General features: G+C 30.4%; 19 protein-coding genes. 10 read left to right on the forward strand and 9 right to left on the reverse strand.

Going from position 1 to position 14,624, the window contains the following annotated elements:
* Positions 1-101: 101 nt before the first annotated feature.
* Both ytfJ and DMR38_RS05695 read right to left on the reverse strand, forming a co-directional pair.
* The gene (gene ytfJ / locus DMR38_RS05690) at positions 102-539 is read right to left on the reverse strand and encodes a GerW family sporulation protein (RefSeq protein ID WP_127720391.1); all 438 of its coding nucleotides are present in this window, start codon (positions 537-539) and stop codon (positions 102-104) included.
* Positions 540-619: 80 nt separating this feature from the next.
* Positions 620-1,120, reverse strand: coding sequence for a DUF2953 domain-containing protein (locus DMR38_RS05695; protein ID WP_175412928.1), 501 nt, complete (start codon positions 1,118-1,120; stop codon positions 620-622).
* A gap of 158 nt (positions 1,121-1,278) precedes the next feature.
* Between DMR38_RS05695 and DMR38_RS05700 the strand changes: the two genes are divergently transcribed.
* On the forward strand, positions 1,279-2,382 hold the full coding sequence (locus DMR38_RS05700) for a D-alanyl-D-alanine carboxypeptidase family protein (protein WP_127720393.1): 1,104 nt from the start codon (positions 1,279-1,281) through the stop codon (positions 2,380-2,382).
* A 274-nt stretch (positions 2,383-2,656) separates the two neighbouring features.
* Here the strand turns inward: DMR38_RS05700 and DMR38_RS05705 are convergent, their stop codons facing one another.
* Positions 2,657-3,136 carry a hypothetical protein gene (locus tag DMR38_RS05705; RefSeq protein WP_127720394.1) on the reverse strand — a complete coding sequence of 160 codons (480 nt, stop codon included), beginning with the start codon at positions 3,134-3,136 and terminating at the stop codon, positions 2,657-2,659.
* A gap of 592 nt (positions 3,137-3,728) precedes the next feature.
* Here DMR38_RS05705 and DMR38_RS05710 point away from each other — a divergent pair.
* The 7 genes from DMR38_RS05710 (at position 3,729) to rnfB (ending at position 9,406) form a co-directional block, all read left to right on the forward strand.
* Positions 3,729-4,145 carry a SoxR reducing system RseC family protein gene (locus DMR38_RS05710; protein WP_127720395.1) on the forward strand — a complete coding sequence of 139 codons (417 nt, stop codon included), beginning with the start codon at positions 3,729-3,731 and terminating at the stop codon, positions 4,143-4,145.
* Positions 4,146-4,359: 214 nt separating this feature from the next.
* Entirely contained in the window at positions 4,360-5,733 is a 1,374-nt protein-coding gene (gene rsxC, locus DMR38_RS05715; RefSeq protein ID WP_127720396.1) for an electron transport complex subunit RsxC, read from the forward strand.
* A gap of 18 nt (positions 5,734-5,751) precedes the next feature.
* Positions 5,752-6,747 carry an RnfABCDGE type electron transport complex subunit D gene (locus DMR38_RS05720; protein ID WP_127720397.1) on the forward strand — a complete coding sequence of 332 codons (996 nt, stop codon included), beginning with the start codon at positions 5,752-5,754 and terminating at the stop codon, positions 6,745-6,747.
* Between the two features lie 6 nt (positions 6,748-6,753).
* Positions 6,754-7,311, forward strand: coding sequence for an RnfABCDGE type electron transport complex subunit G (locus tag DMR38_RS05725; RefSeq protein WP_127720398.1), 558 nt, complete (start codon positions 6,754-6,756; stop codon positions 7,309-7,311).
* Positions 7,312-7,313: 2 nt separating this feature from the next.
* Complete coding sequence (locus DMR38_RS05730) at positions 7,314-7,955, forward strand: electron transport complex subunit E (RefSeq protein ID WP_127720399.1); 642 nt, start codon at positions 7,314-7,316, stop codon at positions 7,953-7,955.
* Positions 7,955-8,536: an RnfABCDGE type electron transport complex subunit A gene (locus tag DMR38_RS05735; protein WP_013237805.1), complete on the forward strand. Its 582-nt coding sequence runs from the start codon at positions 7,955-7,957 to the stop codon at positions 8,534-8,536. Before DMR38_RS05730 ends, DMR38_RS05735 begins: the two co-directional genes overlap by 1 nt.
* Positions 8,537-8,551: 15 nt before the next feature.
* A complete protein-coding gene (gene rnfB / locus DMR38_RS05740; RefSeq protein ID WP_127720400.1) occupies positions 8,552-9,406 on the forward strand; it encodes an RnfABCDGE type electron transport complex subunit B in 855 nt (284 codons plus the stop codon).
* A gap of 105 nt (positions 9,407-9,511) precedes the next feature.
* On the opposite strand, the gene DMR38_RS05745 is transcribed toward rnfB, so the two are convergent.
* The 4 genes from DMR38_RS05745 to DMR38_RS05760 all read right to left on the reverse strand — a co-directional run bounded on the left by DMR38_RS05745 (position 9,512) and on the right by DMR38_RS05760 (position 11,971).
* Positions 9,512-10,030, reverse strand: coding sequence for a Gx transporter family protein (locus DMR38_RS05745; RefSeq protein ID WP_127720401.1), 519 nt, complete (start codon positions 10,028-10,030; stop codon positions 9,512-9,514).
* A gap of 26 nt (positions 10,031-10,056) precedes the next feature.
* Positions 10,057-10,440 (reverse strand): NusG domain II-containing protein, encoded by a 384-nt coding sequence (locus DMR38_RS05750; RefSeq protein ID WP_127720402.1) that lies wholly within the window; start codon positions 10,438-10,440, stop codon positions 10,057-10,059.
* 317 nt (positions 10,441-10,757) lie between these two features.
* On the reverse strand, positions 10,758-11,414 hold the full coding sequence (locus tag DMR38_RS05755; RefSeq protein ID WP_127720403.1) for a DUF4397 domain-containing protein: 657 nt from the start codon (positions 11,412-11,414) through the stop codon (positions 10,758-10,760).
* A gap of 77 nt (positions 11,415-11,491) precedes the next feature.
* Positions 11,492-11,971, reverse strand: a complete 480-nt coding sequence (locus DMR38_RS05760) for a DUF4883 family protein (protein WP_127720404.1) — start codon at positions 11,969-11,971, stop codon at positions 11,492-11,494.
* 126 nt (positions 11,972-12,097) lie between these two features.
* On the opposite strand from DMR38_RS05760, the gene DMR38_RS05765 reads away from it, so the two are divergent.
* The gene (locus tag DMR38_RS05765; protein WP_127720405.1) at positions 12,098-12,919 is read left to right on the forward strand and encodes a Cof-type HAD-IIB family hydrolase; all 822 of its coding nucleotides are present in this window, start codon (positions 12,098-12,100) and stop codon (positions 12,917-12,919) included.
* Between the two features lie 64 nt (positions 12,920-12,983).
* Positions 12,984-13,244, forward strand: coding sequence for a metal-sensitive transcriptional regulator (locus tag DMR38_RS05770; protein WP_127720406.1), 261 nt, complete (start codon positions 12,984-12,986; stop codon positions 13,242-13,244).
* Between the two features lie 12 nt (positions 13,245-13,256).
* On the opposite strand, the gene DMR38_RS05775 is transcribed toward DMR38_RS05770, so the two are convergent.
* Positions 13,257-13,733 carry a threonine/serine exporter family protein gene (locus tag DMR38_RS05775; RefSeq protein ID WP_175412930.1) on the reverse strand — a complete coding sequence of 159 codons (477 nt, stop codon included), beginning with the start codon at positions 13,731-13,733 and terminating at the stop codon, positions 13,257-13,259.
* On the reverse strand, positions 13,730-14,500 hold the full coding sequence (locus DMR38_RS05780) for a threonine/serine exporter family protein (RefSeq protein ID WP_127720407.1): 771 nt from the start codon (positions 14,498-14,500) through the stop codon (positions 13,730-13,732). Before DMR38_RS05780 ends, DMR38_RS05775 begins: the two co-directional genes overlap by 4 nt.
* Between the last annotated feature and the right edge of the window lie 124 nt (positions 14,501-14,624).

The following is a 14,624-nucleotide window of genomic DNA, read 5'->3' on the forward strand; positions in this document are numbered from 1 at the left end:
ATAGAAAGCTTTATGTTTTTATTTGATTTACAGACTTTTTATCACAGGCTCGTATATTCAAAAAATTATAGTGTATTATGTAAGTGAAGAAGAAGAATTGACTATTCTTCTTCTTTTTTTTCTTCTTCCATCTTCTTATCAGAGTTATGCTTGGATTTTGGAGATTTAGAATTCATCATTCCTCTTATTACATCCATTACCTGTGGAATTGAATCTACTATCTTATCATAGGTGTTATTTTGATCTAAAGATAAAAGTCTTATAGAGTCACCTTTTGTGACTAAAAAAGCCACAGGTTTTACCGTAACTCCAGCTCCTGAACCACCGCCAAAAGGATATTCTGGATTAGGTGATTCTTCATGACTTACGTCGAATTCGCTTCCTCCAGATGCAAATCCAAAGGATACCCTTGAAATTGGTATTATAAGAGAACCGTCTTTTGACTCTACAGCATCGCCTACTATGGTATTTACATCTATCATATCTTTCAAATTTTCCATAGTGCTTTTTAATAAATTTTCTATAGGATGATTATCCATAAAAATTCCTCCTTTAAAGTTTAAAATTATAGAGTTTCTAAACGAAAAATCAACTTTTACTCCGAATATTTTTTACGCTTTTAGCTGTGTTTAAATAGTTTTGTATACATATAAATAATTTTAGCTAAACTAATGTAAATTATACTTGATATTTCTAAATTAAAATAAAAACTGTTAAAAACAGGTTTTACGTGTATTTCTTTTTTCTTTACTACAAAAATATTTTTAATTAGAGCAAATATGAAAGTGATTAATGTTGGTATAAGCCCATAAGTTATGGCAGTATAGGCTGCATCATCTAACCCATAAACAAGTTTTACCTTAATTTTTATATGGGGTTTAAATTTTAAATTTTTAAGGGATTTCAAATTTATTTTGAAATTATTTATGAGGGATGAGGATTTTTTCTTTCCTTTAAGAGAGGGGTTGTTATCTTTTAAATTAATTTTATCTATAACATTCAAATTATAGATTTTTAGTGAGAAGGTTTTATTGCTACAGTTTATTCTTATTTTAAGAGGTATAGGAATAAATACCAAAACAAATAATATTAAGATAAATGAAATAAGTAATTTAATCAATATTTAAATCCCCCCATTTAAAAGGCTTCATTATTAATAATTATTACCTTAATAGTAAATTATATACTAATTTAGAATGAGTTTTACTAGTAATATATTTGCTTTGGGGAAAAATACTTAATAATCTATTGAGAGGAAGGAGATAAACTATATAAATTATGAAATTTAAAAAGAGTTTATCATATATAATAATAACATTTATACTTTTTAATATTTGCAGCTATACTGTGTTTGCAGATGATAAAAATTTATCTTTTCGAGAACCTAATATAAATGCACGCTGTGCTATAGCTATGGATAGTAGATCGAAAGTAGTTATGTATCAGAAAAATGCTTCTGAATTAGTACCGATGGCAAGTACAACTAAGATAATGACAGTACTAGTTGCAATGAAGTATGGAAAATTAGATAAAAAAGTACAAATATCATCCAGATCATCAGGGATAAGGGGATCTGTGGTAGGTTATAAAAAAGGAGAAAATATAACTTTAAAGGAACTTCTATATGGACTTATGTTGAGGTCAGGAAATGATGCAGCTATAGCTATTTCAGAAGGTGTAAGTGGAAGTGTGGAAGAGTTTGTAAAACTTATGAATGAGTATGCTAGCGAAATAGGAGTAATAAATACTCATTTTAAGACGCCTCATGGACTCGACAAAGAAGAACATTATTCCACAGCTTATGATCTTGCAGTACTTACATCTATAGCTAAAAACAATGCATTATTTAATGAAATTGTTAGTTCAAAAGATGTAGATGGACCCGAAAATGGATTTACAAGAAGTTATCACAATATCAATAAAATTCTTTGGAAAATTCCAGATGCAAATGGAGTTAAGACAGGTTATACTGGTAAGGCAGGAAAATGTTTAGTTACATCTACAAAAGTTCAAGGAAATGATGTTATAATAGTAGTTTTGAATTGTCCTGGAAGGTGGAAAGAAACTGAAAAAATATATAAATATGTTGATAAAAATTTTAAGTTTAACAAGTTATTTTCTAAAGGAGATAAAGCGCTGGAGTTAAGAGTAAACAAAAAAGATTTAAAGTTAGAGTGTGAAGATGATATTATAGTGCCTATTAAAAATGGATTCAAGTGCAGTGTTAAAATTATAAAACCTCAAAGAATAAAATATTCAATTAACAAGGGTGATAGAATAGGAATGCTTTGTATATATGAAGGTGATAAAAAGATATATAGTACGTCACTTCGGGCTTCCAATAGCATAAAAGTAAAAAAATTTATGAAATGGACCTTTTAAATTAAAAATCATCAATAACTACTAATTCTTAACTTAACTTTGGCACATAAAACATACCTTAATATAGAAAAATTACGATCTAAATGAATTCGCAATTCACAGTTCATAATGCACAATTTCGGTAGATTTTTCTCAGATGTGCTGCGAAAAATTTCAATTTGAAGCTTATTGAAGCTTTGCTTCAATAGTGCTATATTTTAGATTTCCTGAAGTTTTAACGGAAGAAAATCATCCTTAATTGTGCATTGTGAATTATGGATTCATTACTTTTATATCAATGGCAGAAAAAAAGTTCTTCTTTTTTGGAGTCTTCTAGTAAAGTGAATCTTTTTGCAGGATACGTATTATTTTCTTTTATATTTTTTAAAACATTTTCCACAAACTTATCACTAAATTTAACTTGTGAATCTTTTTTTATTTCATTATATATAGTATATTCTATATGAGGTGGAGTAGTATTTACTATATAAACTGGAAAAAGATTTTCTATAGGTTTGTTTACAAGTGCATATTGATATAGTGAAGCATCTACAATAACACCCCGGTATATATTAAAACAATGGGCAAAACTTCTACTGTAGTGTTCATTTATGTAGATACGCAATATACCTTGCATAGCAGGAACATCCATATCTTCATGTTTGCAAATTTGATATATAAGGGAAGCTATTAAAGGACCGTTATTTGAAATAGTATATTTATTAATGCAATATTTACATACATTTTCTAAAAAAGTTTTCTCAGAAATGTTCATATCTATTATCATCTCCTAATTTTGAAATCTAATATATTTATTAAATCATATTTTGATATGTAAATAAACAAGTTTTTATGAAATTTTAAAAAAGGTAATTTGCATAAAACTGCTTGAAATCAGTAGCTAGCGTAATAGTTATTCTTTTAGCATACATTAAGTAAGCAAAATTGATATACAATAATTATGTATAATTATTACAAATATTCAATATTATATTAAAAAAAGTGCTTTGTTTTAAGTATAAAGTAAAAAATCAAACATAAATGCAACAAAAATTGTTAATTTTTTATATCAATAATTTTTATTATATTATTTTAATTAAATTTTTCACATGTATAATTAAAAGTAAGATAGAGATATTTAGGATATTTTAGTATATTTATTTAGATAAAAAATATGTATACAAGATTAGAAAAAAATTATAACACATAATAGTTACATTGAATGTAATACTGTTCGATATCGATACAGATAAAAAAATTTTGTAATACAGAAGAAAAAAATATAAATTTGTGGTATAATATAAAATATAATAATTTAGATTTACACCCCGTGAAAACGCTAACAAATAAATAGGGAGATGTATTATATGAAAAGAGAATCGGAGGGTATTGTAATTGAAATAAGTGAAAGTATTGCAAAAGTAAGAGCTAGTAGACACGGAGACTGTAAAAGCTGTGGTGCTTGTCCTGGTGATAATGCTATAGTTGTAGATGCCAAGAATCCGGTTGGAGCAAAACCTGGTCAACATGTTGTGTTTGAAATAAAGGATGCAAATATGTTATGGGCTGCCTTTATTGTATATATATTACCGCTTATTGGAATTTTTATAGGCGCATTAATAGGAACATGGATAGGTGGAAAATTAGGTCATTCTTTAAGGGAGTTTCAAATAGGTGGGGGAGTAATATTTTTTATTATATCGTTGATATATATAAAAATATTTGATAGGTCTACAAGCAAAAATGAGAATACAAAGCCAGTAATCACAAAGATATTGTATTGAGTAATTTGTGTACAAATTTTAATTAATAGGAGTAGCTTTTAAAGTTAACTGACATTTAATAGATAAATTGTCATTATATATTATTTTCTATAGTATATAATTTTATAATGGATTATGGAAAATTCTATAATCTGTTATAAAAATTATGTTTATATTTATTTTGCAGTTTCGTATATATACATGCTGTAAAAATTATTGAAAGAGGTGTTTAAGAGTGTTAAAAAGTTTTCGAGGTGGAGTACACCCGGATGATAGCAAAAAGTACACAGCTAATAAACCTATAGAAATAGCACCTATACCAGACAAGGTGTTTATTCCCGTTAGACAGCATATAGGTGCTCCTACATCTCCTGTAGTACAAAAAGGAGATGAGGTAAAAAAGGGACAACTTATTGCGAAGAGTGATGCTTTTGTTTCAGCCAATATATATGCATCTACTTCTGGAAAGGTTGTAGATATAGGAGATTACCCACATCCTGGTTTTGGAAAATGTCAAGCTATAGTTATTGAAAAAGATGGAAAAGATGATTGGGTAGAAGGAATACCAACTTCACGTAATTGGAAAGAGCTAAGTGTAAAAGAAATGCTTGAAATAATAAGAGAGGCAGGCATTGTAGGAATGGGAGGCGCAACTTTTCCTGTTCATGTTAAGCTTGCACCACCACCAGATAAAAAAGTAGATGTTTTTATTTTAAATGGTGCAGAGTGTGAACCTTATTTAACTGCAGATTATAGGTCAATGTTGGAAAATTCAGACAATGTAGTTGCTGGAGTTCAAATAATTATGAAAATCCTTAATGTGGAAAAGGCATTTGTGGGTATTGAAGATAATAAACCAGATGCTATAGAAGCTATGAAAAAAGCTTTTGAAGGTACAAAAGTGCAAGTAGTAGGCCTTCCCACTAAGTATCCCCAGGGTGCTGAAAAAATGCTTATAAATGTTTTGACAGGTAGAGAAGTTCCATCAGGTGGATTGCCTGCAGATGTAGGTGCGGTTGTTCAAAATGTAGGCACATGCATAGCAATAAGTGATGCAGTGGAGAGAGGAATTCCACTTATACAGAGGGTTACAACTATAAGTGGAGGCGCTATTAAAGAGCCTAAAAATATATTAGTTAGAATTGGAACTACATTTAAAGATGCCATTGATTTTTGTGGGGGATTTAAGGAGGAACCAGTTAAAATAATCTCAGGTGGACCTATGATGGGATTTGCTCAATCAAATTTGGATGTTCCAATAATGAAGGGTTCATCAGGAATACTTGGTTTAACTAAAAATGATGTAAATGATGGAAAAGAATCTTCTTGCATTAGATGTGGCAGATGCCTAAAAGCTTGTCCTATGCACTTAAATCCAAGTATGTTAAGCCTCCTTGGACAAAAAGGTTTATATCAAGAGGCTAAGGAAGAGTATAATCTTTTGGATTGTGTAGAATGTGGCAGCTGTGTGTATACATGTCCTGCTAAACGAAAAATTGTACAGTATATTAGATATTTAAAATCAGAAAATAGAGCTGCAGGGGAAAGAGAAAAAGCTAAAGCAGCTAAGGCTAAAGAAAGGAAAGAAAAAGAAGAGGTCTTAAAATAATAAAGGAGTGATAATAAAATGGCGGAAGCACAGATAAAGAAAAATATTTTTACTATTTCGTCATCACCTCATGTTCGTTGTGATGAATCTGTTTCTAAGATAATGTGGAGTGTCTGTTTAGCACTAACTCCAGCTGCGATTTTTGGTGTATTTAATTTTGGCATTCATGCTTTAGAAGTAATTATAACAGGAATTATAGCTGCTGTAGTTACGGAGTACTTTGTAGAAAAAGTTAGAAATAAACCTATAACTATTACAGATGGAAGTGCTTTTTTAACAGGACTTTTACTTTCTATGTGTTTACCCCCTGATATTCCACCTTATATGGTAGCTATAGGATCCTTTATAGCAATAGCAATAGCTAAACATTCTATGGGAGGACTTGGTCAGAACATATTTAATCCAGCTCATATTGGAAGAGCTGCGCTAATGGTTTCCTGGCCTGTAGCAATGACAACATGGTCAAAATTAAGTGCCAGTGGTGTAGATGCTGTAACAACAGCAACTCCTCTTGGAATTTTAAAGCTTCAAGGTTATTCAAAATTGCTTGAGACTTTTGGAGGCCAGGGAGCACTTTATAAGGCAATGTTCTTAGGTACTAGAAATGGAAGTATAGGAGAGACTTCTACAATATTACTTGTTTTAGGTGGACTTTATCTAATATATAAAAAATATGTTAACTGGCAGATTCCAGTAGTAATGATTGGTACTGTAGGAATACTTACCTGGGCTTTTGGAGGAACTACGGGACTTTTTACAGGTGATCCTGTATTTCATATGATGGCAGGCGGACTTGTAATTGGAGCTTTCTTTATGGCTACTGATATGGTAACAATTCCTATGACTATTAAAGGGCAGGTTATTTTTGCATTAGGTGCAGGTGCGCTTACATCACTTATAAGATTAAAAGGTGGTTATCCAGAAGGCGTATGTTATTCAATATTACTTATGAATGCAGTTACCCCTTTAATAGATAAGTTTACACAGCCAGTTAAATTTGGGACAAGGAGGTAAGCTTTGATGGCTAAAGATAAAGATCAAAATAGTATTTTTGCAATTACTAAAAACTTAACCATTACATGTTTTATATCTGGAATTATAATAGCTGCGGTTTATTATATAACATCACCAGTAGCAGCACGAAAACAGGTTCAAATACAAAATGATACCATGAGAGTTTTAGTCAATAATGCTGATAAATTTAGTAAAGTAAATGGTAAAAAGGATTGGTATGCAGCTCAAAAGGGAAACAAGACTATTGCATATGTTGTACCTGCAGAAAGTAAAGGTTATGGTGGAGCTATAGAGTTATTGGTAGCTGTTACTCCAGAAGGAAAAGTAATAGATTTCAGTATTGTATCCCATAATGAAACTCCGGGACTTGGAGCAAATGCTTCAAAAGATTCTTTTAGGGGACAGTTTAAGGATAAAAAGGCAGATGCTTTAACGGTTGTAAAAGATAAGTCTAACACTAAAAACATTCAAGCCATGACAGGAGCTACAATTACGTCAAAAGCTGTAACTAAAGGAGTTAAAGAAGCTGTTGTACAAGTTACTACGTTTACGGGAGGTAAGTAATTATGAAGAATTTGTGGAATATATTTAAAAAAGGATTGATTGCAGAAAACCCCATATTCGTACTTGCACTTAGTTTGTGTCCAGCACTGGCAACTACAAGTACAGCTATAAACGGATTTACTATGGGTATTTGTGTTTTATTTGTTATAACTTCTAATAACACTGTGGTTTCTATAATTAAGAATGTTGTAAATCCTAAGGTACGTGTACCTGTATACATTACTTGTATAGCAACTATAGTTACAGTAGTGGAGCTTGTTATGCAGGCTTATGCGCCTCTATTATATAAACAATTGGGAATTTATTTAGCATTGGTAGTTGTATTTGCTATAATACTTGCCCGTGCAGAGACGTTTGCATCTAAAAATCCTGTAGTTCCTTCTTTCTTTGATGGACTTGGAATGGGATGTGGGTTTACTTTAGCACTTGTTATAATAGGAATGATACGTGAACTATTTGGATCAGGAACTATATTTGGTATGCATGTATTTGGGGCTTCATATAATCCAGCTTTGATTATGATACTTCCACCTGGAGGATTTATACTCATAGGATATTTAGTTGCTATAGTAAAAGTTTATAACCAACATATGGAGAAAATTAAAATGCAAAAATTAGAAAAAGCAAATGGAGGTGAAGCATAATGGCATCTTACCTTACTCTTTTCATAAGTGCAGTAGTTGTAAATAACTATGTTTTAACAAGGTTTTTGGGACTTTGTATATTCTTTGGGGTTTCTAAAAATTTAAATGCATCTGTAGGTATGGGTATGGCTGTTACTTCTGTTATTACTATGAGTTCAATATTGGCCTGGGTAGTATATCATTTTGTACTTATACCATTTAATTTAACTTTCTTGAAGACAGTAGTTTTTGTACTTCTTATTGCCAGTTTTGTACAGCTTTTGGAGACTATTATTAAAAAGCAGGCACCAGCCCTATATAATATGTGGGGAATATACCTTCTTTTAATAGCTACAAACTGTATTGTACTTGCTGTACCTATATTAAATGCTGATTCTAACTTTAACTTTTTACAAAGTGTTGTTAATGCGATAGGATCTGGGCTGGGCTTTGCTATGGCTATAATTTTGATGGCAAGCCTTAGAGAAAAATTGAGATTAGCAGATGTACCTAAACCGTTAGAAGGTCTTGGAGTAGCTTTTATTTTAGCAGGAATGTTAGCCCTAGCTTTCCTTGGTTTTTCAGGTATGATTTCTATATAGAAAGGAGCTAATAAAATGAATACCGTAATTATGATTTTAGTTGTAATGACTGTTATAGGTCTTATATTTGGACTTGTTTTAGCCTATGTAAATAAAAGATTTGCAATGGAAGCTAACCCACTTGTAGAATTAGTAGAAGATGTACTTCCAAAAGGCCAATGTGGAGGATGTGGATTTGCAGGATGTAAAGCTTATGCAGAAGCTGTTGTTTTAGATGAGAGTGTACCTCCAAATCTTTGTGTACCTGGAAAAGCATCAGTTGCAGAACAGGTGGCAAAGTTAACTGGTAAATCTGCTCCACCTATTGAACCTAGAGTTGCATATGTGAGATGTGGCGGAGATTGTACAAAGGCAGTTAAAAGTTTTGAATATGAAGGTATACATGATTGTGTAGCTGCAAATTTGCTTGAAGGTGGACCTAAAGCTTGTAAATATGGATGTCTTGGATTTGGGACATGTGTAAAGAGCTGTCCTTTTGGAGCTATGGCAATGGGTTCAAATGGACTTCCAATAATTGATACAGATATATGTACAGGTTGTGGTACCTGTGTAAGTGCGTGTCCAAAACAGGTACTTGGATTTAGGCCTGTAGGTTCTAAAGTAATGGTTAATTGTAATTCTAAAAACAAAGGTGGAGTTGTACGTAAGGCATGCAGTGTAGGATGTCTTGGATGTGGATTGTGCGCTAAAAATTGTACAAATGATGCCATTAAAGTAGAGAACAATCTGGCAGTAGTAGACCAAAGTATTTGTGCATCATGCAGTGAAGCTACCTGTCTTGCTAAATGTCCTACAGGAGCTATTAAGGCTATTGTAAGCGGTACAGACTTACAACAGCAGAGCAAGAATGAAGCTGCTGCAAATTCATAATTGTAGTGGAGCAAAGTTTAAATTTGCTAATATTAATAATATAATTAGAGTAATGTAAAAAATGTGCTGAGATTTTACAGCACATTTTTTTATATCTATGTGGAGTTATTTGTTTTTTAATTCTTTAAACATAGGAATTTTATATAAGTTATTAGTTAGAAATTTGACGCACCAACCTATAAAGTATCCCGTGATTATAGCAGAGATTAAAAGTACCGGTAAATATATATATATCCTAAAATCTTGAATTACTATAGAAGCTACTAAAAGTTGACCTATATTGTGAAATATTGCCCCGCATATGCTTATAGTCCATAGACTTAAAGAATCTTTAAAGTATTTGTATAGAAGAATCATAACTATGTTACTTAAAATTCCTCCAGCTATGCTGAACATAAAGGTAGACATTGTCCCACCGAACATAGATCCTAGAAGCGTCCTTAAAAACATAATTAGTAAGGCTTCTTTCCATCCTATAAGTATAAGTGCAGCTAGGGAAATTGTATTTGCAAGTCCTAACTTTATTCCAGGAAATAAAACTGGAACTTGAGCTTCTATTATGTATATGACTAGAGCTATGCTTGTTAGAAAGCTTAAAAAAACCATTTTCCTTGTTTTATTCATAATCACACCTTAATTTAAATATAATTTTAACTAGATATATCATCATATTTAGAATTATTCCCATCTATTTTAATTATTAATTTATGGGGAAGACATATAATACTTTGACCTGGTTCGGATATCCATCCGGTTTTTACACAAATTTTATCAGGGCAATCTGCGTCTTTTATGCGTATTTTACCATTTTCTATTTCTATCAAATTATAGTGAGATTTATTGTATTTTACTGTAAGTTCTTTTGTGCTTTTTATTTTAGTTAAGTCTATTGTATTTATAATTTTACCATCTTGTTTTATTACGGCTATTTTATGTGAACCCTTTACATATGAATGGTATATAAATACTCCAGCACAACTTGCAATTATTAGTATTAAAATTAATATTGCAGCAATCTTATCCCCTTTTTTCATACAAACACTCCCATACTTTGTATAATTACAGAAAATTGAGTGGTAACCTCTCTATGATTTTACTATAACAAAAGGGCATTTACAATGTTACTGTAGTAAAAACTTAAATTTTAGTGTGATAAATTATTAGAGCATCTGTAAATAGAATTAAATTTATAGAAGTTCCTGAAAATTCAAAGAGATTGAAGTTAGATAATGCTTGTAATAATGGTAGAACAGAAGCTGGGATATTAATCTCCCATAAACAGAATTGATAATTTCTTAAGAAAGGGTATTAAGGTATAGCATTTTTAATGTGCTATACCAATATATTGTTTTTAATGTAAATAACTGTTGCCATCTAGAGGAATTAGAACTTGAAGTTTAGGATCACGTGATACATTGCCTACGGCATATACACTGTAAAATCTGTTTGGAATAATTCTGATATTTGGAATGTAAAGAACTTTTTTACCAGAATCAGAGGTAAATACTTCTAATGTGTATTTGCCAGGACTTACAGGAAGATATTTAGTAATTCCTTTATAGGATACGTTTGAAAATAATACATTTCCATTAGGCAATTTTATATCCACACTGGGTGCATCTGGGGAAAGATGAACAAATCTTATAAAAGATTTACCTGGTATCTTAGGACGTCTTACATCTTCTATAGATAGTAAATCCATATTTGGATAATTGCCTATAGAAGATATAGTAAATATTTTCCCAGCAGGTATAGGTATCCTTTTATCCAAAATGGGATTTAAATTATTTCCCGATGGGAAAATTTTTATGTTGTACACTCCTGAAGGTACACTTACATAATCAGAGAAAGATTTATAGGTTAAATTTTTGAAGATACGTCTATCGTTTAAATACACATCTACTGCAGGAGAATTAGGACTGGCATTTAAAAACCTTATATAAGAAATAGGATCTATTTCGGGCATTCTGTAAAAACTTTCATAGCTGTAATAAGGGCAAATAAACATTACAGTCACCTTTCATTAAATTGATACACTAATAATATATGTGTATTTTAGTATCTGTGATACAATAATAAAGTATTTTAATACTCATTGAAAATATATTTCCCCAAATAATATAAATTTAATGAAGCAGGTACTTTGCTCATATCTACATAATCTACAGGATAATTTCCGTCCCACGGATATATTGATAGATATTTTTCGTTATATACGTTTATCACCAGTTTTTCTTTATTAAAAGTAAAATAAATTATGTAGGCAGTTTTTTGTGGAAGGTCTTTTGGCTTATTTATAAAACTGGTCTTATTTAGATACTTTAACATGTTTTTTATATCTGTAATATTTTCATCTTTTAGTTCGATTTCGTTGTGAAAATTATTTTCTTCTATAATGCATTTTAAAGAGGAGGACATAGTAAGATTTTTAGCAAGTAAATTGGTATAATAAAAGTTGTTAGGTTTTTTTGTAGAAAACATATAATTATCTAATTTATAACTGCATCCTGAGAATGCAATAATTATAATTAAAAGTGTACTTAAAAACATAAAAATTTTTTTCATTTATATCACCTGACAAAAGTATTCTAGATAAAGTTATGTTTGTATTTTGCAGTTTATACCATATAAGATAAAAATTAAAGAATTATATAAAAAATTTTCATAGTTAAAAGGAGAGATGTGATACCAATGAATTATAAAATAATTGCAATGGATATGGATGGTACTCTTTTAAATGATGATAAATCTATATCGAAATATAATGAAGAAATGATATATAAAGCGATGAAATCAGGTGTTAAGGTGGTTATATCGTCTGGCAGACTTCCTGTAACATTAGGATTTTATATAGATACAGTATTTAAAAATCAGCCTGTAATATGCTGTAATGGGGCTATAGTACTGGATGAAAATAAAAATATTATAAAATCCAATTTATTAGACAAAGAAGCTATTTTAAAAGTTATAGACATTTTAAGAGAAAAAAAAGATACATATTATCATTTTTACAGTGATAATATACTATATAGTGAAAGAGTTAGTCATGCTACAAGAAAGTTTTATAAATTTAATGAGAATATGGATAGAGATTTTAGATTGGAAATAAAGATTATAAAAGATTCTAAAGAGTTTATACAAAATAATGGTTCGTGTATAAATAAAATGGTAGTAATAGATAAGGATATAGATTATTTAAATGAGTTGAGAGAAAAGATAAATGAGGTATCTAAAATTGATACTACAAAATCAGACATACATAACATTGAAATAATCAGTAAAGGCGTTTCTAAGGGGAGTGGATTGAAGTTTTTGGCGGAATATTACCACATATCTATAGATGAGTGTATAGCTGTGGGAAATGATGAAAATGATGAAAGTATGATAAAAGAAGCAGGTCTTGGAATTGCTGTGGCTAATGCCAGGGAATTTTTGAAAAAATCTGCAGATTATGTGACAGAAAAGGATAATAATAATGGAGCAATAGGGGAAGTTATAAAAAAATTTATCTGAAAGCTATAATGTAATTGTATTTAATATAGTTTTATTATTCTGAATTGTATTAGGAGTGATATTTTTGGAAGAAAAAAAACAAATTCAAACTAGATTGAAAAAGATAGAGGGACAGATAAAGGGTATTGAGAAAATGATTGAAAATGATATGTGTTGTAAGGATGTTTTAATACAAATTGCAGCAGTGAGAGCAGCAGTAAACAAAGTGGGAGGGTTGATGATACAAAATTATGCAAAAACTTGTCTTTTTGAAGAAGGGGACACGAGATGTAAAAGTGAAAAAATAGAGTCCTTAGTATCAACCCTTACTATGTTTTTAAAATAGAGATAGCTGTACTTAACAATGGAATTTAAATTTTTTGTTCTTAAACAATTTCTTCTTAAAAAGTGAAGAAGCTTTAAAGACAGAGGATACAAAAAATACACCTACAGCTATAGTTCCTGCAGTAGCTAGTGTTTTAAGACCGGTTGACAGGGAAGCATTTATATTTCCCTGTATAGATTGAAGCATTGTGTTATACATACCTCCTCCAGGTACTAGTGGAATAATTGCTCCTATGACGAAAGTTGTTACAGGTGTTTTTAGTATACGAGCCATTATTTCAGAATAAGTAGATGCAAATACTGAAGCTATGAAAAAGCAAACTGCACTTGAAAAATTTATGTGGGAGGAACTAATTAAATATACAAACCAGGTTAATCCACCTCCAAGAGAAGTAAATATTAAGTTTTTACCTCGTACATTCTCTAATATATTAAAACCAAGGGTGGCAATTAAAGTATATACAGAATTTATTATTATACTTGTTATCATAATTTAAACCCTCCTAAAATAATCCACAATCGCAATATAACACCAGTACCTGCTGCAATTGCTACTGCAACTAAAAAGGCTTCTAGTCCCCTTGAAATTCCCGAGATTAAATCTCCTGATATTGTATCTCTTATAGCATTAGTTATTGCAAGACCAGGGACTAATAGCATAATAGAACTTATTATTATGGTATTGGTATGGGATGCTATATGAAGTTTAGTACACATAAGTGCTATTAAGGTAGCAGTAGCTCCACATATTATGTTTATGAAAAATTCATTTGTCTGAAGAGAATTAAGGCCTGTAGAAATTAGGCTTATAAAGCAGCCTATAATAAAAGATATTATAAAATCTACTATAGTACCTCCATAGGCTAAACAAAGAAAACTTACGGCAACTCCAGAGAACAGAACATTTGCTCTAAAAGGATAAGGTTTCACTGAATCTATTTTAGATAACTTGTTTTCAATTGAATCTAAAGTATAGCATTGGTCTTTAATATGTCTGGAAATATTGTTTACTTGAGATATCTTTTCTAGGTTTAAGGTTCTTTGTTTTACTCTTTTTACAATGGATATAGTTTGATTATATTCATCTGATGCTGAAACTATAATTACATTTAAAGTTACAAAAGCATCTACATCATATATGTTATAACTTTTACATATTCTGGTTATAGTTTCTTCTACCCTATATATTTCAGCTCCACTTTTTAGCATTATTTTTCCCGCATAAGCAGCTAAATTTATTATTCTATTTATATCCATGCCCAATCTCCTCATACAAAAAATAAACTATGCATTTATATAGCATAAAAATTTTATCATCTTATAGCAATAATGGCAACACTGGAATATTAAAAACTATACTTGTGTAAAAGGAATTTATAAA

The organism is Clostridium sp. AWRP, assembly GCF_004006395.2.
Classification (GTDB): Bacteria; Bacillota; Clostridia; order Clostridiales; family Clostridiaceae; genus Clostridium_B.